The following is a 17,918-nucleotide window of genomic DNA, read 5'->3' on the forward strand; positions in this document are numbered from 1 at the left end:
GCGGGCTTGGTTGTATTTTGCGATCGCCTGTTGCAGGCGCAGGCCTTGGAGAGTTTGCTGCCCGGATTGGATTTGGCCTTGTACCAGGAGGGCGCCGTTGCGCCTAGGGCACCGCTGTTCCAACGTCTGCATGCTTCATCCGAGCGTGATTGGTGGCCAGTGTTGCGTCGCCTGGAGGCTAGACTCCCGCTTTCAAGCGTGGCGCAGTCTTTTGTGCTGAGTGTGGCCAGAGATGTCAGGGTAACGGATTTGGCGCTGTTACCGTGGTTGTGGCAGCAGTCGTTGTTGTTGGCTTTTTTCGTGTTCGCTGGTTTGGTTCACTTGCAACGCATGGCTTTACGACATGAACGTCAGCAATCGGACGAGGCGATCTTTCTTCAAAGCGAGCGGGCATCCGTTACGCTGAGCGCGATTCACGATGGTGTGATTATTTTGCGCCAGGATCATGCAATCGAACTGGCTAACCCGATGGCTTTGGAACTAATGGGGATGGCGGTGGACGAGGTGGTTGGCCGGGTTTGTCACGAGGTGTTCCATTTACAGGCCGAATTAGCCGCGGAGTTGGCGGAGGACCCAATCCGCGAGTGTTTCCGGACCGCCCAACCGGTGGTGTTGGCGGAGCGGATGCAGCTGACGTCGGCGAGAGGACTGATTCGTTCGGTTGAAGGGGGGGTGTCGCCGCTGTTCTCTCGAGAGGGCGGTTTGATCGGCGTTGTGTGCGCTTTACGCGATCTGGGGCCCTTGCGGCAGCGAACGGTGGCGGCGTTGGAGGCCAGCGAGAGCAAGGTTAAAGAGCATTTGGAGAAACTATCTCATGTTGCCAGGTTGCATACGATGGGTGAAATGGCGTCCGGCATCGCGCACGAGCTGAACCAGCCATTGACGGCGATCGCTAACTATTGCCAGGCCAGTATCCAGTTGTTGGAGGGAGTGGAGGAGGCTCCGTCCCAGGTGAATGCCGCGCTGCGGTTGGCAGTGGCGCAAGCGGAACGGGCCGGGGAGATCATCAAGCGCCTGCGCGCCTTGGTTAGCAAGCGGGCGATTGAGACGCGGCTGATCGACTTGAATCAGGTGGTTGGCAATTGTATGTTCCTGGCCGAGTACGACCTGAAGGAGCGGGGCATCGAGGTCGTGCAGTTGTTGTCGGGCTATCCTGTCGCCGTGTTGGCCGATAGCATACAGTTGGAGCAGGTGGTACTGAACCTGCTATCGAACGCAATGGACGCATTGCGCGATGAGCCAATGATGAAGCGCCATGTGATCGTGCATACCCGGCGTGAAGGCAAGAAGGCGATTCTTGAGGTGCGCGATACCGGGCGCGGCATCACGCCGAACTCGTTGGAAGTGTTGTTTCACCCATTCTTTTCGACCAAACCGAACGGTATGGGGCTTGGGTTGTCGATCTGCCAGACGATTGTGGAGCAGTATGGTGGCTTGATCTCGGCGGAGAACATTCCTGCCAGCGGCGCTTGCTTTCGGATTGAGTTGCCGCTGTCGCGACAGGGCGAGCCGGAGCGTTCTTCTGTGCCGTCGCCGGATGGCTGCGGGGCGGGCGTCTGAGTGGCCTAGTTTTTGGCGGCAGGGACCGCGGTTTGAGTGCGGTGCGAGCGTTCCTCGCGCGGGGTGATGCCGAAATGATTGCGGTAGGTGCTGGAGAAGTGGGGGCCGCTGGAGAAGCCGCAGGCAAGGCCGATCTGCACGATGGATTTGCTGGTTTGCTGCAGCAATTGGCGCGCTCGACTCAATCGCAGTTCCAGATAGTATTTGGACGGCACCGTGCTCAGGTATTGCTTGAACAGGCGCTCCAGCTGGCGGCGGGAGACGCCAACATAGTAAGCGATGTCGTCGGTGCTGAGCGGCTCTTCTATATTGGCCTCCATCAGGCTGACCGCCTCGGTCAGCTTTGGTTGGCTGCCGCCGATGCGAGTGGCCAGTGGAATGCGTTGGCGCTCATTGCCGGGACGGATGCGTTCCATGCTGAATAATTCTGACAGCTGAGCGACAAACTCGTGGCCGTGCTGATTGCCGACCAGGGTCAGCATGAAGTCGAAGGTGGCCGCCCCGCCTGCGCAACTGAGGCGTTTGCCGTCGATCTCAAACAGATTGGACGAGGTGATGACGTCCGGGAACTCTTCCGTGAAACGGCTGATCTCGCGCCAGTGCGTGGTGGCACGCAGGCCATTGAAGTGCCCGGTGCGGGCCAGCCAGTAGCTGCCGCAGCCTATGCCGCCCAGTTGGATTTTATCCGGGCCGCAGGCGGTAAGCCCTTTGCTCAAGGCGTCCAGGCTGAAGTCCGGATTGATGTCGTCCGCCAGGACCAGCAGGCAGTCCAGCTTGGGGGCGCCGTCCAGGGGCAGGTCCACAGCTAACCGCGTGCCGTTGGAGAGCGGCACAGCTTGTCCATCCAGGGAGAGCAGCAGGGTTTCGTAGAGCTTTTTCTCCGCCAGCCAATTGGCGTGCAGCAGGACCTCGGAGGCGATGGCGTAATCGGCCATTGAGGCATGGGGCAAGAGCAGAAAGCCGTAGCGCAGTGGCAGTGGCTTGGCGGGGTGGGACGGATGCTGACCCATTGGTTTTCGCGGCGAAGGATGGAGATTACAAAAACACACCATGCCGGGCATGAGGCCGGCATGGTGTGCGACATTTTTCTATTGTACGATTTATTTCAGGCTGCCGGAGAGGAATTGTACCAATCGTTCGCTCTGCGGGCGGACCAACACTTCCTTGGGGTGGCCTTGCTCTTCTATCTTGCCTTGGTGCAGGAAAATGACGTGGTTGGATACTTCGCGGGCGAAGCCCATTTCGTGGGTGACAACCACCATGGTGCGGCCTTCGCCGGCCAGGTCCTTCATGACCCGCAGCACTTCGCCAACCAGTTCCGGGTCCAGCGCAGAGGTGGGTTCGTCGAACAGCATGACTTCCGGTTCCATCGCCAGCGCGCGGGCGATGGCGACGCGCTGCTGCTGCCCGCCGGACATATGGGCCGGGTATTTGTCTTCGACGCCGCGCAGGCCCACCTTCTCCAGATATTTGCGCGCGCGGGCGCAGGCTTCGTCACGGCTGAGCCCCAATACGTGGATAGGCGCTTCGACGATGTTTTCCAGCACGGTCATATGCGCCCATAAGTTGAAGTGCTGGAACACCATGGCTAACTTGGTGCGGATGCGGGCCAATTGCTGGGCGTCGGCGGCCTTGAGCGCGCCGGTTTTCCGGTCTGAGACCAGCTTCAGCTCTTCGCCGGCGGCGAGGATGCGGCCGCTGTTCGGTTGCTCCAGCATATTGATGCAACGCAGAAAGGTGCTCTTGCCTGAGCCGGAGGAGCCGATGATGCTGATGACGTCGCCGGCGTGAGCGGTCAGCGATACGCCTTTCAGCACCTCGTGAGAGCCGTAGCTCTTATGCAGGTCGCTGACTTGCAGCTTCAGATTCTTATCGGTGGGTGTGTGCATGATGATGTTCCTGTATCGCTATCCGCATTAGTGCTTGCGTGGCGCCAGATAGGCCAGCCAGCGTTTTTCCGCCTGCTTCATCAACCAGACCAGCAGGAAGGTGAGCGCAAGGTAAATGGCGCCTGCGGTGAGGAAGGGCTCGAAGGCCATGTAGCTGTCCGCGTAGATGCGGCGGGCTACGCCGGTGATGTCCGCCAGCGTGACCAAGCCGGCGATTGCGGTGCTTTGCAGCATCATGATGACTTCGTTGCTGTAGGCGGGTAGCGCGCGGCGCAGCGCCGAGGGCAGCACGATGCGGCGCATCATCAGCCATTTGCTCATGCCCATGGCTTGGGCGGCTTCGATCTCGCCCCAGTGGGTGTTTCTGATCTGGCCGGCGATGATTTCCGTGGTGTAGGCCGCGGTGTTCAGAGTGAAGGCGAGGATGGCGCAGAAATAGGCCTCCTGCAGGTAGTTCCAGGCCCAACTGTCGCGGACCCAGCCGAATTGGGCCAGGCCGTAGTAGATGATGAATAGCTGCACCAAGAGCGGCGTGCCGCGGAAAACGTAGCCATAGACGCGGACAGCGCCGGATGCCAGCCGGTTTTTGGAGACTTGCATCAGCGCCATCGGCACGGCCATCGCCATGCCCAAGGCTAGGGAGATGAACAGCAGTTCCAGCGTCATCAGCAGGCCGTCGCGGGTGCTCATGACGGCGTGGCCGTCGCCGCCGCCGAAAAAGGCGGGCAGTTTATCCAGAATCAGTTGGAAATCGATCACAGTCCGCTCTCCTTGACGCCCAGCGAATAGCGTTTTTCCAGTTTGCCCAGCAATAGGTTGGAAACGCCGGTGATCGCCAGGAACAGAAGGCCCACGATCAGATAGACGGTGAAGGGTTCCTGAGTGGTGGATTTGGCCGCATCGGCGCGGTACATCACGTCGTTGAGACCGATGACCGAAACCAGAGCGGTGGATTTGACCAGCACCAGCCAGTTATTGGAGAAACTGGGCAGGGCGAAGCGGACCATTTGCGGCACGGTAATGCGGAAGAAGACGCGCAGCGGCGTCATGCCGTAGGCCATGCCGGCCTCCATTTGACCTTTGGGCACCGCCATCATTGCGCCGCGGAAGGTTTCTGTCATATAGGCGCCGAAGATGAAGCCCAGAGTCAGCACGCCGGCGACGAAGGGATCAATGTTGGGGCTTTCCCAGCCCATGCGGCCGCAAAAATCATTGATCATCATCTGGACGCCGAAGAACAGCAGAAACATCCAGACAAGGTCGGGTACGCCCCGGACCACAGTGGAATAGAGCTCCGCCAGCCAGACCAGTAGTTTGGAATGGGCGGACTTGAACAACGCGCCAATCAGGCCCAGCACGATGGATACGAGCAGTGCTGAGCCGGCCAGCTGCAATGTGAGCACCGCTCCTTGCAATATGCTGGGAAGGTAACCTTGCAAAAACATGGTGTTACTGCCTCATTCATCAGCCTTGCGCGCAAGGCCGGTCCTTGCTCGGCCTACCAAAGTGGGGCCGAACAAAAAAGTCCCGGCTTGAGCGTGGAGCGGGCGGCAGCAAGCCGCCCAGCGCCTTAGGGCGCTCGGCCGGGACGGGTGCGATAGCTGAGGGGATTAGCCGCCGTAGACGTCGAAGCTGAAGTACTTGTCCTGGACTTTCTTGTAGCTGCCGTCCTTGCGCACCTGGTCTATCGCTTTGTTCAGGCGATCGGCCAGCGCTTTGTTGCCTTTCTTGACGGCGATGCCCGCGCCCAGGCCGAAGTATTTGACGTCGGCGTAGTTCGGGCCGACAAAGGCGTAGCCCTTGCCGTTGGCGGTTTTCAGAAACTCCTGGTCGCCGACGGCGCCGTCGACGAATACAGCGTCAACGCGGCCGGACTTCAGGTCCAGGAAAGATTCGGGCGACTTGGCGTACGGTACGATGGTGGCGCCGGATTTACCCCAGTAGTCCTTGGCGAACTTCTCTTGGGTGGACGCGCGCAACACGCCGATCTTCTTGCCCTTGAAGCTGTTTTGATCGACGGCGGTGCCGGACTTGGCCACGATGCGGCTGGCGATGTTGTAGTACTTGCGGCTGAAGTCGACGGCTTTCTTGCGTTCCTCGGTGATCTGCATCGAGGACAGGATGGCGTCGAATTTGTTGGCGTTGAGGGCGGGAATCAGACCGTCCCAGTCTTGCGGAACGATTTGACAGCTGACTTTCATGGCGGCGCAAAGGGCATTGGCCATGTCGATGTCGAAACCTTGCGGCTTGCCATCGGCGCCTTGTTTGGAGAACGGCGGGTAGTTGAGGTCAACCCCAAAACGCAGTGTCTCTGCTTGGACGGAAAAACCGGACAGCAGAGCTGCCGCTGCGGAGGCGATCAGGACTTTTTTCATGGCGTGGATTTCTACTTCTCTATCGGGTGTTCGCGTCGTTTGGTTGGACGCAAACCCAAGCTTGTAAACCCGGCGCTTGGAACGAGGCTGCTCACGGTGTCTCGCCCAAGCCGGAACCATTGTAGTTATTTCTACTTTTGCCAGTAGTTGGCCGCAGCTTGCAACGGTTATCCGCCGTGCGCAAGATGGGGCCATTGTCTGGCAATCGGTGTGAGCAAGTGTTCGTATTTTAACCGATATTCTTGCTTGATGGGAAATTCCAAAAAAATCAATGGGTTATATTTCTTTTTTGGACTTGTGTACAATGTGAGCCTGGGAGAGAAATTTGTAAGCCGCCGTCGCATTGCTATAAGGCTAAAAGTGGCGTCCGCCACGATTTATTCTTGCGGCATCAGGCGGGGGCGAGCAAGCTTTTCCATGAAAATGTACGTCCACGTCGCATTAAGGAAATCCCGGCATGATGGGGGTATCTACAATGCCTCGACACACTCCGTGCACACAACAAGAGAAGCAACATGTCGCTTACCAATAAGACCGAACTCGCGAGCCTGATCGCCGATATTCAGGCCGTAGCAGAGACCAAGCTTTCTGAAAAGGAGAAACACCAGCTCGAGCCTTTCTTCCCGATCTACTTCGAAGAAGCCGAGCACGCCGACCTTAGACAGTTCTCATCGCTGGACTTGTTCGGCGCCGCGTCGGCGCATTACGCGTTTGGCGCCAAGCGTTTGAGCGGTCAGAACAAGGCTCGCATTTACAACCCCGATTTCGAGCGCGACGGTTGGCAAAGCACCCATACCGTGATTGAAGTGGTCAACGACGATATGCCGTTCCTGATCGACTCCATCACCATGCTGCTGTCGCGCCATAGCCTGAACCTGCACTTGCTGGTGCACCCGGTCCTGTCGGTGGGGAGAGACAAGAACGGTGTGATCCAAGAGGTCAAACGCACCGAGGACCGCAGCCTGCCGCTGGAATCCTTCATCCACGTGCAGATTGATCGCGTGACCGACACGGCCATCCTCAAGCAGCTGGAGTCCGAGCTGAATCGTGTGCTTTCGGATATCCGCCTGGTGGTAAGCGACGAACCGACAATGCGCGAAGTGTTGGCCGATATCAGCAAAGACCTGTCCCAGGTCAAAGGCAAGCGCGCGGTGGAAGCCAAGGAAGCGGTGGACTTCCTGGCCTGGATGTCCAAGCGCAACTTCCTGTTCATGGGTTATTGCGATTACGATCTGGTGCGCCGCAACGGTAAAGACAGCCTGAAGATCGTGAAAACGTCCGGCCTGGGCATTTTGAAAGACCAGGGCGACAAAGAATATTCCGCCAGCTTTGAACAGCTGCCTCAGGAGCTGCGCGAGCTGGCTCACCTGCCGCAGTTGATCATTCTGAACAAGTCTCAGACCCGCTCCATCATCCACCGTCCGGCTTATATCGACTTTGTCGGCATCAAGCGTTTCAACGACAAGGGCGAAGTGATCGGCGAACGCCGTTTCCTGGGTCTGTACACTGCCAGCGCCTATCAGGACTCGCCCAAGGATGTGCCCATCCTGCGCCAGAAAGTGGCGACAGTGATCCGCAATTGCGACTACGTGGACGACAGCTATAAGTCCAAGACCTTGAACTTTGTGCTGGAGGCTTATCCGCGCGACGAGCTGTTCGAAATTCCAGCCGAAGTGCTGGGGCCCATCTCCGAGGGCATCGTCAGCCTGCAGGAGCGTCCGCGCGTGCGTCTGTTCGTGCGCAAGGATCGCTACCATCGCTATGTCAGTTGCCTGGTGTACGTGCCGCGCGACAGCTTCAACACCGAAGTGCGCCTGAAGATCGAAAAAGTGTTGATGAACGCTTTCAACGGCACCAGCGCCGAGTTCAGCGTACAGATCAGCGACGGCTCGCTGGCTCGCGTGCATTACATCATCCGTACCAACGCCGCCAAGTTGCCGGAATTCCACGAGGCCGACATCGAGGCTGAAATCGCCCGTTTGGTGCGCGGCTGGGTGGAGGAACTGCATCAACTGCTGGTGGAGACCCACGGCGAGGAACTGGGCAACGCCTTGTTCAACCGCTACAAGGGCGCGTTCCCGGTGGCTTATCGCGAAGAGTTCGCGGTGCGCAACGCGGTGCTGGACATCCAGCATATCGAATCGGTCAACGCCGATTCCCCGTTGGCGATGAAGCTGTACCGGCCGTTCCATCGCGGCGCTTCGGCGTTCAATCTGAAGCTGTTCCGTGAAGGCGAGGCGCTGGGCCTGTCGGCCAGTCTGCCGATTTTGGAGAATATGGGCGTTAAGGTCCGCGACGAGCATCCGTACTGCGTGCAGCGCGCCGACGGCCGTCAGGTGTGGATAAGCGATTTCGGCCTGGATGTGGGGTCTGCGGAAGAGCAGATTGCAAGCGAAGAAGTGCAGCTGGACTTCCAGGAGCTGTTGACCCAGGTATTCGCCAAGCGTTGCGAGAACGACGGCTTCAACCGTTTGGCGCTGGTGGCCGGGTTGGACTGGCGTGAAATTTCGCTGGTGCGGGCCTTGGCCAAGTACCTGCGTCAGGGCGGTTTGACCTTCAGCCAGGCTTACATTGAGCAGTGCGTGGCTAATTATCCGGCTATCACCCGTCTGCTGGTCGAACTGTTCGCCGTGCGTCTGGATCCGACGCATGCCGACGACGCGCGCGCCGACGCCTTGCTGGCCAAGCTGCGCGAGCAACTGGACGGCGTGGCCAACCTGGATGAAGACCGCATCCTGAACGGTTTCCTGTCCGTGATCCTGGCCACCCGTCGGACCAACTTCTGGCAGAAGGGCGCTGACGGCGAGTTCAAGTCCTACATCTCGTTCAAGCTTGAGTCCAATCTGATTCCCTTCCTGCCGCAACCGCGCCCGATGTTCGAAATCTGGGTGTACAGCCCACGCGTGGAGGGCGTGCATTTGCGCGGCTCCAAAGTGGCGCGCGGCGGTTTGCGCTGGTCTGATCGCATGGAAGACTTCCGCACCGAGGTGCTGGGCCTGGTGAAGGCGCAGATGGTGAAGAACTCGGTGATCGTGCCAATGGGCTCCAAGGGCGGCTTCGTCGGCAAGCAGTTGCCGGCGCCTAGCGACCGCGAAGCCTTCCTGGCCGAAGGCGTCGCCTGCTACAAGATCTTCATTTCCGCGCTGCTGGACGTCACCGACAATCTGGTGAATGGCCAGATCGTGCCTCCGGCGGATGTGCGCCGTCTGGATCCGGACGATCCGTATCTGGTCGTGGCGGCCGACAAGGGCACGGCTACGTTCTCCGACATCGCCAACGGTATTTCCGCCGATTATGGCTTCTGGCTGGGCGACGCCTTCGCTTCCGGCGGTTCCGCTGGCTACGACCACAAGGGCATGGGCATTACCGCCCGCGGCGCCTGGGAATCGGTCAAGCGCCATTTCCGCCACCTGGGCATCAACACCCAGGAGCAGGACTTCAGCGTGATCGGCATCGGCGACATGGCCGGCGACGTGTTTGGCAACGGCATGCTGTTGTCCGAGCACATCTGCCTGAAAGCGGCGTTCAACCACCTGCACATCTTCCTGGACCCGACGCCCGATGCGGCCAAGAGCTACGCCGAGCGCGCGCGCTTGTTCAAATTGCCGCGTTCCAGCTGGACCGATTACAACCGTGAGCTGATCTCCAAGGGCGGCGGCATCTTCGAGCGCTCTGCCAAGTCCATCCCCTTGTCGCCTGAAGTGAAGGCCTGGCTGGAAACGGACAAGGACAGCATGGCGCCGAACGAGCTGATCCACGAGATCCTCAAGGCCAAGATTGATCTGCTGTACAACGGCGGCATCGGCACCTACGTCAAGGCGTCTAGTCAAAGCCACGCCGACGCGCGCGATCGCGCCAATGATCCGGTGCGCGTGGACGGCCGCGATTTGCAAGCCCGGGTGGTGGCCGAAGGCGGCAACCTGACGTGCACTCAGCTGGGACGCGTCGAGTTCGCGCTGAACGGCGGGCGCATTGCCACCGATGCCATCGATAACTCCGCCGGCGTGGATTGCTCCGACCACGAGGTCAACATCAAGATTCTGCTGGGCGGCGTAATGCAGGCCGGGGATATGACCTTGAAGCAGCGCAATCAGCTGCTGGCGGAAATGACCGACGAGGTGGCGCAGCTGGTGTTGCGCAACAATATCCAGCAGACCCAGATTCTGGCGATCAAGCGCCAGGAGGCTGCCGCGATGCTGACTACCCATGCGCGCATGATCGCGCACATGGAAAAAACCGGCGAGCTGAACCGCGAGATCGAGTACCTGCCGTCTGAAACCCAGATTAATGAGCGACGTTTGGCCCGTCAGGGTCTGACGGTGCCGGAAATCGCGGTGCTGTTGTCCTATAGCAAGATTTCACTGGATCAGGCGATTTTGGCCACCGATGTGCCGGACGACGCGGACTTCCTGTCGATTCTGACCCATTACTTCCCGAAACCGCTGCAGCAGCGTTTTGGCGCGCAGATGCAGCAGCATCAGCTGAAGCGCGAGATCATCGCCAACCAGTTGGCCAACCAGATCATCAACCGCATGGGCACCACTTTTGTGTTCCGCATGCAGGAAGAGTCTCCGTTCTCCGCCGGCGACATCGCCCGTGCCTGGTGGATTGCCAGCCGCGTGTTCGACGCCGAGCGCCTGTGGAGCGAGATCGAAGCTTTGGACAACAAGGTGCCGGCGGATCGTCAGGTGGAGATGATGGTGCTGGTGCGCACGCTGGTGGAGCGCGTGACGCGCTGGGTGCTGCGTAATAAGCGTCCGTTCGCCTCGGTGAACGCGGTGATCGAACAGTACGCCGCCAAGGTGCAGGCCCTGTTGGCGCAGCTGCCCCAGTTGATCGCTTCCGGCGGTTACCCGGCGGTGGCGGTGCTGGAAGAACGTCTAAGCCAGCCGGGCATGCCGCAGCCGCTGGCGCAAGTATTGGCGCGACTGGAGTTTGCCGTGCCGCTGATGGATATCATCGAAATCAGCGAAGGCAGCAAACTGCCGCTGGAGCTTTTGGCCAAGAACTACTACCAGTTGGGTCACGCGATGCAGTTGGATTGGCTGCGCGATGCGATCACCAGCCTGCCGCGCGACAATCGCTGGCAGTCGCTGGCGCGTTCCGCGCTGCGCGACGATCTGTACCGCGTGCATCGCAATCTGGTGGGGCAGGCGCTGCAGGACGCCGCTGGCGTGGAGACCTTTGCGCAACAGTGGATGGAGAAGCGCCACCAGCAGGTGGAGGTTTGCGCGCAGATGTTCGCGGAACTGCAGTCGTTCAGCGTGCTGGATTTGGCCATGTTGTCGGCCGGCATGCGCGAGCTGAGCAACCATCTGCTGTCGTAAGCGGCCTGCGGATCGCGTCAATTGAAAACCGGCTCCTTGGAGCCGGTTTTTTTACGCCAGGAAGATAGGGATTGGAAGCGGAGCGGCTTGGTTTAGAACAAGTCGATTTCGCCGAAACGCTGCGCGCTGTCGAGCTGGCCGCCTGCCACCAGCTCTTCGTAACTGCACACCAGATTGCGGCCATGGGTTTTGGCGTAATACAAGGCCCTATCCGCCTGCTCCACCAGCTGTCCCGGCAACAGCTGCGGCAGGATGCGGGTGAAGCCGAGGCTGACGGTCAGGCGTCCGACTTGGGGGAAGGCGTATTGCTCGACGCGCTGGCGGAAGCGTTCCAGCGCCACCGCCGCTTCGGCCGGAGGCAGTCCTTGGAAGATGATGGCGAACTCCTCGCCGCCGTAGCGGAACAGGCTGTCGTCTTCGCGAAACGACTGCTGCATCAGCTGCGCGAGCAAGAGCAGCACCTCATCGCCCACCATGTGGCCGAACTGGTCGTTGACCCTTTTGAAATGATCCACGTCCAATAGTGCCAAGGTGCAGGTGTGACTTTCGCTTGGAGATTGCAACTGAGCCGCCATCAGGTTGAACAGGCGCAAATCGAATTTGCGGCGATTGTTCAGCGCGGTGAGCATATCCCGGTCCGCCTCGAACAGCAGGCGCAGGAAGTTCTCGTGAATCCTGGCCATGGCCTTCAGCATGGCCTTGTTGACTTTCTGTTCGGAGGTCACATGAATGACCAGCAGGGATACGATGCTGCCCATGCAGCGCAAGGGCAGGCATAGACCGTGGGGAATACGGAAAATGCCGTCGTCCCTGTCCAGCGCGTTGAGCAGGTCGTAGAGGAAGATGGGCGGGGGCAGCCAGCTGTCGCTGGAGGTTTCCGTAATCTGAGTCTTGCCGTCGACGGAGGCGGCGCTTAGTCTTCGGCGGGTGTAGGGTACGCCGTTGACCCAACGACAGGCGAATAGCTCCACCTTGTCCACGCGCATCACCTCGACCAGCGTGGAGGCCAGGCTGCTTTCCAGCAGGTCCTGTTCGCGTTGGGAGGTGAGTTCGACAAGATTGTCGAGAATCCGCTTGCTGTCGTCCTCGTGAGGGCTTTGCTTCATGCCGGCGCATCCTTCTTTGCGAGGGTTGGGGACGGCGTGGCGTACCCCGCAAGCTCCAGGGGCCCACGGGAGCCGCGTGTGCGGCCGCCGCGGCCGCGCGGGATCGCTCCCGTTCAGAGTGAGTATAGGCAATCGCGAGGCGGCCGGCCTCAGTTGCGTCCGGTGCTGCCGAAGCCGCCGTCGCCGCGCTCCGAGCTTTCGAAGTCGTCGACGATATTGAAACCCACCTGAACGATGGGCACGATGATCATCTGCGCAATGCGTTCCAGAGGCGTCAGCCGGAACGGTTCATGGCCGCGGTTCCACACCGACACGAACAATTGTCCTTGGTAGTCGGAATCGATCAGCCCCACTAGGTTGCCCAACACGATGCCGTGTTTGTGGCCAAGACCGGAGCGCGGCAGCAGCATGGCGGCCAGGTTGGGGTTGGCGATATGGATGGCCATGCCGGTGGGGATCAACTGGGTTTCGCCCGGAGCGATGGTGATGTCCTGCTCGATGGCTGCGCGCAGGTCAAGCCCGGCCGAGCCCGGGGTAGCGTAGTTGGGCAGGTTTTGTTTCAGACGCGGGTCCAAAATCTTGACGTCAATGACGGGTTTCTTCATGAGAGTCCTTTCGTGTCGGCTGCGCGAGGCGGCCGCGGTGTCGATTGCTTATTGGTTTTGCGGCAACAGCTTGGCCAGATGCTCGACAATGGCTTTGGCCACGTCCGGCTTGGGCATGCTGGGCAGGGGGTGAGGGCCGTTCCGGTCCAGCAGCGCCACCTGATTGTCGTCGGCGCCCATGGCTTGTTGCGCCAAGTTAGCTACCAGCAGCGGCAGTTTCTTGCGCTGGCGCTTGGCTTCGGCGAACTCCAGCAGGTTCTGGCTTTCCGCCGCGAAGCCAACGCAGAACGGGGCGGCGGGCAAGGAAGCGACGGTGGCGAGAATGTCCGGGTTTTCCTCCAGCTCCAGGGTGGGCGGCGTGGCGCCTTTCTTGATCTTGTGGGCCGACGGGTTCTTGACCCTGTAATCGGCCACTGCCGCCACGGAAATGAAAATATCGCTTTGTCCCACTTCGGCCATCACCGCATCGTGCATTTGCCGGGCGCTGGCCGCATCGACGCGACGCATGCCCAGCGGGGCCTCCATGCCGGTGGGACCGGAGATCAGGGTGACTTCGGCTCCGGCGTCGCGGCAGGCGCGCGCCAACGCGTAGCCCATCTTGCCAGAGCTGATGTTGGTGATGCCGCGCACCGTGTCTATGGCCTCGTAGCTGGGGCCGGCGGTGAGCAAAACCTTCTTCCCGGCCAGCACCTTGGCGCAGAAAAATCCTTCCAGTAATTCCGCGACCTCTTCCGGCTCCAGCATGCGCCCTTCGCCGGTTTCACCACAAGCCTGGGCGCCGTTGGCCGGTCCGAAGACGGCGACGCCATCGGCGCGCAACTGCGCCATATTGCGCTGATTAGGCGGATTGTCCCACATTTGCCGGTTCATCGCCGGCGCCACGATCAGCGGACAAGCGCGGGCGGCGGCCAGCGTGGAGAGCAGGTCGTCGCAGGCGCCGTGGGCCAGCTTGAACAAGGTGTTCGCGGTGGCCGGCGCAATCAGGAAAACATCAGCGCGGCGGGATAGATCGATATGAGCCATCGCGTTGCTGGGGCGTTCGTCCCAGAGGTCGGTGTACACCGCGTGGCCGGACAGGGCCTGGAATGTGGCCGGGGTCACGAAGCGCGTGGCCGACTCCGTCATCACCACTTCCACGCTGTGGCCGGCTTTGACGAGAAGGCGGGTCAGCTCCGCCGCCTTGTAGGCGGCGACGCCGCCGGTAATGCCTAGCAGAATTTTCTTGCTTGTCATGGGCTTGTCGCAACAGGCGGTAAATGTCCAATTTTAGCGGATTTCCACGGACTGGGCGCGCTGGCCGGCATGAGGCTTCGATGATATGGTAGGCCATGCTTCATCGCGTTTGGTCTGACCCTGAAAACAGTGCTATAGCCAGAGGAGGAGCGTGCAGATGTCTATCGCCCATTGGCCGGAGGCCGAGCGTCCCCGAGAAAAGTTGTTGGCTCAAGGAGCGGCCGCGCTGTCGGACTCCGAATTGCTCGCCATCTTTCTACGCACCGGCATGCGAGGGCTGAGCGCGGTGGAGATGGCCAGACAGTTGATGTTGGACTTTGGCTCGCTGTCCGGTTTGCTCAACGCCAGTTTTGACGAGTTTCGGGCTCGGCGTGGTTTGGGCGCCGCCAAGTACGCGCAGTTGATGGCTTGCAAGGAGTTGGCTCAGCGGGCGTTGGCGGAGGATATGAGCCTGACGGACGCCTTGCGCAATCCGCGGCAGGTGCGCGACTTCCTGAGACTGGCGATTGCGGGCAAGGACGTGGAGGTGTTCGTCGCCGTATTCTTGACTGTGCAGAATCGTGTGATAGCGGTAGAAGAGTTGTTTCGAGGCACCCTGACCGAAACTCGGGTCTATCCGCGCGAACTGGTGCGGCGGGCCCTGGCCAACAACGCGGCGGGGGTGATCATTGCCCATAACCATCCATCCGGCGTTTGCGAACCATCCGCCGCCGATCATTCTCTAACCAATACATTAAAAGCTGCGCTGCAGTTGGTCGATATAAGGTTGCTGGATCACTTCGTCGTGACCGGCGCGCGGGCGGAGTCCTTTGCCGAGCGAGGCTGGTTGTAGGCGTTGAGCCGTTGCGGGGAGCGCTCGCGAGGCTTGGAACCGGCGCCGCTTTTGCTGTCTTGTTGGACCTTGTCTCTCACCGCATCATTAGGAGGTCGCCATGAACATCCTGCGTCTGCTGAATGAGTCCGACTATATTCAGGTTAACAATCAGTTCGTGAAACCGGATTTCCACACGGCTTCCGAAGAGTTTTCCGATGACGATGATGTGGTGTTGGAAGCCAACCTGGATGGTCAGGAGCTGGTGTTGACCGTGGCGGATCTAGAGGAGGCGACGCCGCTGGCCGATGGCGGCTTTTGGTTGGAAGGCGTTGGTTATTTACGTTTCCTGTCGCAGCAGAATCTGCATTGATTTCATCCGAAGCTTCACGTTAGCAGGCCCGGCGATGTCCGGGCCTGTTACATTGTGGCGGCCCTTGCGGCTCCGCTTGATTTGGCTCAAATAGCGACCAGGGTCAAAGCTGTTACAGTGCGGTGTTTATTTGATAGTCATATTTGGGTGGCCGCATGGAACAGATCAAAGTAGGCATGATAGGCGCGGGTGAAACCGGAACGCCGCTGTTGCGGCAGCTGTTGGACGCGCCGTTTGTCGGAATGGTGGGCGTGGCGGACTTGAACCTGGATTCGCCGGGCATTCTGCTGGCTCAGCAACGTGGCATTTCCGTCACGGATAATTTCATCGAGTTGGCCGAGCAGGGCAGCAGCATCGACATCATCATCGACGTGACCGGCTCGCGCAAAGTTCGTGAGGACTTGCGCCGTTACATGCAGTTTTCCGGCAATACCCATACGGTGATTGTCCATGAACGCGTCGCCCTGCTAATGCTGTCCCTGGGCGCGGGCAAGCTGGTGACGACCCGGCACGACGATTCGTTGGCGTATTGATGGAGAAATCCAGGATTTGACTGGCGGGCAGCTGGTTGAATTTTGAGGACGCTGGGGGGCTTTCGCCCCCCTTTTTTTATTCTCGATCACGCCTCCCCGCAACTCAATCGGGCTGCTCTTTCATGCTCAGGTGCTATATTTTGATGGCGGCGTTGGCACCGCGCATATTCTGAAGTCCCGGACAAAGCATCCGGGAGCGGTTGTAGTTTCCATTTGATGGGGGGTATTCATGCAGACGTCTTTCATGGCGGGGCACGCCTTGTTGCTTGGCCTCAGCCTGTTCTCCGGCCCTGCCTTGGCCGCCTTGGGGCAGCCTTTGCCGGCGGGGCGCGCGATTGTTGCTCCGCAAGCGCTGGCCTTGAAGGCTGCGCCGTCGGTGCTCTATTCCGTGGCGCAGAGCCGGGACGAGGCAGGCCGTCTCATCCGCGAGTTCGCCCGACAGGCGGACGGCGTGGTGTTCGCGGTGGCGTGGCAGGGCGCATCGCTGCCGGATATGAGGCAGCTGCTTGGCGACTACTTTTCCAGCTATGTTTCCTCTCAACAGTCCAATCAGGCGGGGCTTAATCGCTTGGAGGGGCGCAAGCCGGGGCTGATTGTGGTCTCAGCCGGTCGCGGTCGCGCTTTTTTCGGTCTGGCCTATGTGCCCGCGCTGGTGCCGGCGGGACTCGACATCGATCAACTCAAATAATTCGGGTGGGACGAGATGAAACAGGCTCTCTTTTGGCTGAGGCTGACGTGCGTGCTGCTATTGACGGCGTGCGGAGGAGGGGGAGGTGGAGCTGGCGGCATTGCGCCGCCGGACAACGGCGGGTCGACGGCTAATTCGGTGACGATGACGATAGACAGCGGCCCGGTGCCCAATGTCTATCAGATCAATATGCCCTATGTCTCGGTGACGATTTGCGCGCCGGGCGGTAGCCAATGTCAGACGATCAGCCGGGTGCTGGTGGATACCGGCTCCAGCGGTTTGCGCCTGTTGGCCAGTGCCGTGAGCGGACTGACGTTGGGCAGCCTGCCCGGCGTGACATCGAATAGCCGGCAACTGGTGGAATGCATGCAGTTCGCCAGCGGCTTCACCTGGGGCAGCGTCCGCTACGCCGATGTCAAAATGGCGGGCAAGACAGCGTCGTCCCTGCCCATCCAGATTATCAGCGATCCCGCCTACAGTTTTATTCCGGCCGCCTGCAGCGGGGTGGGGAACAATTTGGGGAGCCTGTCGACGTTGAAAGCCAACGGTATTCTGGGCGTTGGCCTGCGGCAGCAGGATTGCGGTAGCAACTGCGCCAGCATTAGCAATAACGGCTATTACTACGCCTGCCCCACTGCCTTGACTTGTCAACAGGCTCAGGCGGCCGCGGCTTTGCAGGTGTCCCATCCTGTGGCGGGTTTCGCCGGCGACAATAACGGGGTGATGCTGCAATTGCCGGCGGTGGCGATCAGCGGGGCTCCTAGCGTGGCCGGGACGCTGTATTTTGGCGTGGGTACGCAGAGCAACAACGCTTTGGGGTCGGCCAAGGCCTTCCCCACCACACTAGACGGCAATGGCGTGGATGCGATCACGACCAGCTATAAATCGCTCAGCTACAGCAGCTTTCTGGATAGTGGTTCCAATGGGCTGTTTTTCCCCGATGCCACGATCGCCACCTGCGTGGTGGGCAGCAGCACCTGGTTCTGCCCCGGCGGCATCTTGAGCCTCAACGCCAGCTTGAGCAGCGGCGGCAACAGCAGCGCGGTGGGCTTCAATCTTGGCAACGCCGTAACGCTGTTGTCGCAAGGTTATTCCGCTCTGCCGGCGGTGGGAGCGCCGTCCAGCGGCTTCCTTAGCGGCTACTTTGACTGGGGCTTACCCTTCTTTTACGGCCGCAACGTGTATATCGGCCTGGAAGGAAAGAGCAATCCGCTAGGCAGCGGGCCGATGTTCCTGTTTTAGAAGGATTTGCGGGATTCTTGCAACGCAATATAAAGCGTCCTATATCTGGATAGTCATCTCGATGACTTCTCCTTTGTTGAAATTAGCAATCTGTACGCCCGGCGAGCGCCGGGCTTTTTTTATCCGCGTCGGATGGCTAACGGCACCTTCGGCTAGAATAGCCGCTTCATGTTTTC

General features: G+C 60.0%; 15 protein-coding genes. 7 read left to right on the plus strand and 8 right to left on the minus strand.

The window, feature by feature from the left end; translation table 11 throughout:
• Nucleotides 1-1,560: ATP-binding protein (locus tag MOV80_RS00005; RefSeq protein WP_249604732.1), on the plus strand; the 1,560-nt coding region annotated here is incomplete at its 5' end.
• A 5-nt stretch (nucleotides 1,561-1,565) separates the two neighbouring features.
• Here MOV80_RS00005 and MOV80_RS00010 read toward each other — a convergent pair.
• From MOV80_RS00010 to MOV80_RS00030, 5 genes are all read right to left on the minus strand, one after another.
• On the minus strand, nucleotides 1,566-2,570 hold the full coding sequence (locus MOV80_RS00010) for a GlxA family transcriptional regulator (protein WP_043594269.1): 1,005 nt from the start codon (nucleotides 2,568-2,570) through the stop codon (nucleotides 1,566-1,568).
• 90 nt (nucleotides 2,571-2,660) lie between these two features.
• Nucleotides 2,661-3,449, minus strand: coding sequence for an ATP-binding cassette domain-containing protein (locus MOV80_RS00015; protein WP_043594267.1), 789 nt, complete (start codon nucleotides 3,447-3,449; stop codon nucleotides 2,661-2,663).
• Between the two features lie 27 nt (nucleotides 3,450-3,476).
• Complete coding sequence (locus tag MOV80_RS00020) at nucleotides 3,477-4,208, minus strand: ABC transporter permease (protein ID WP_043594264.1); 732 nt, start codon at nucleotides 4,206-4,208, stop codon at nucleotides 3,477-3,479.
• The gene (locus MOV80_RS00025; protein WP_019101150.1) at nucleotides 4,205-4,894 is read right to left on the minus strand and encodes an ABC transporter permease; all 690 of its coding nucleotides are present in this window, start codon (nucleotides 4,892-4,894) and stop codon (nucleotides 4,205-4,207) included. Before MOV80_RS00025 ends, MOV80_RS00020 begins: the two co-directional genes overlap by 4 nt.
• A gap of 165 nt (nucleotides 4,895-5,059) precedes the next feature.
• Nucleotides 5,060-5,824 carry an ABC transporter substrate-binding protein gene (locus tag MOV80_RS00030; RefSeq protein ID WP_019101151.1) on the minus strand — a complete coding sequence of 255 codons (765 nt, stop codon included), beginning with the start codon at nucleotides 5,822-5,824 and terminating at the stop codon, nucleotides 5,060-5,062.
• Between the two features lie 515 nt (nucleotides 5,825-6,339).
• Between MOV80_RS00030 and MOV80_RS00035 the strand changes: the two genes are divergently transcribed.
• A complete protein-coding gene (locus MOV80_RS00035; RefSeq protein ID WP_249604733.1) occupies nucleotides 6,340-11,151 on the plus strand; it encodes an NAD-glutamate dehydrogenase in 4,812 nt (1,603 codons plus the stop codon).
• 92 nt (nucleotides 11,152-11,243) lie between these two features.
• Here the strand turns inward: MOV80_RS00035 and MOV80_RS00040 are convergent, their stop codons facing one another.
• The 3 genes from MOV80_RS00040 to coaBC all read right to left on the minus strand — a co-directional run bounded on the left by MOV80_RS00040 (nucleotide 11,244) and on the right by coaBC (nucleotide 14,095).
• Nucleotides 11,244-12,257: a GGDEF domain-containing protein gene (locus MOV80_RS00040; protein WP_052052289.1), complete on the minus strand. Its 1,014-nt coding sequence runs from the start codon at nucleotides 12,255-12,257 to the stop codon at nucleotides 11,244-11,246.
• A 149-nt stretch (nucleotides 12,258-12,406) separates the two neighbouring features.
• Complete coding sequence (gene dut / locus MOV80_RS00045) at nucleotides 12,407-12,862, minus strand: dUTP diphosphatase (protein WP_019101154.1); 456 nt, start codon at nucleotides 12,860-12,862, stop codon at nucleotides 12,407-12,409.
• 48 nt (nucleotides 12,863-12,910) lie between these two features.
• Nucleotides 12,911-14,095: a bifunctional phosphopantothenoylcysteine decarboxylase/phosphopantothenate--cysteine ligase CoaBC gene (gene coaBC, locus MOV80_RS00050; RefSeq protein WP_107732462.1), complete on the minus strand. Its 1,185-nt coding sequence runs from the start codon at nucleotides 14,093-14,095 to the stop codon at nucleotides 12,911-12,913.
• Between the two features lie 157 nt (nucleotides 14,096-14,252).
• Between coaBC and radC the strand changes: the two genes are divergently transcribed.
• From radC to MOV80_RS00075, 5 genes are all read left to right on the plus strand, one after another.
• A complete protein-coding gene (gene radC / locus MOV80_RS00055) occupies nucleotides 14,253-14,927 on the plus strand; it encodes a DNA repair protein RadC (RefSeq protein WP_019101156.1) in 675 nt (224 codons plus the stop codon).
• Between the two features lie 100 nt (nucleotides 14,928-15,027).
• A complete protein-coding gene (locus MOV80_RS00060; RefSeq protein WP_019101157.1) occupies nucleotides 15,028-15,279 on the plus strand; it encodes a hypothetical protein in 252 nt (83 codons plus the stop codon).
• Nucleotides 15,280-15,434: 155 nt separating this feature from the next.
• The gene (locus MOV80_RS00065) at nucleotides 15,435-15,812 is read left to right on the plus strand and encodes an oxidoreductase (protein ID WP_019101158.1); all 378 of its coding nucleotides are present in this window, start codon (nucleotides 15,435-15,437) and stop codon (nucleotides 15,810-15,812) included.
• A 229-nt stretch (nucleotides 15,813-16,041) separates the two neighbouring features.
• Nucleotides 16,042-16,500, plus strand: coding sequence for a DUF2844 domain-containing protein (locus MOV80_RS00070; RefSeq protein ID WP_081575735.1), 459 nt, complete (start codon nucleotides 16,042-16,044; stop codon nucleotides 16,498-16,500).
• Nucleotides 16,501-16,515: 15 nt separating this feature from the next.
• Complete coding sequence (locus tag MOV80_RS00075; RefSeq protein ID WP_081575734.1) at nucleotides 16,516-17,742, plus strand: DUF3443 domain-containing protein; 1,227 nt, start codon at nucleotides 16,516-16,518, stop codon at nucleotides 17,740-17,742.
• The last annotated feature ends 176 nt before the right edge of the window (nucleotides 17,743-17,918 follow it).

It is taken from the genome of Chromobacterium sp. IRSSSOUMB001 (assembly GCF_023507765.1).
Lineage (GTDB): Bacteria > Pseudomonadota > Gammaproteobacteria > Burkholderiales > Chromobacteriaceae > Chromobacterium > Chromobacterium haemolyticum.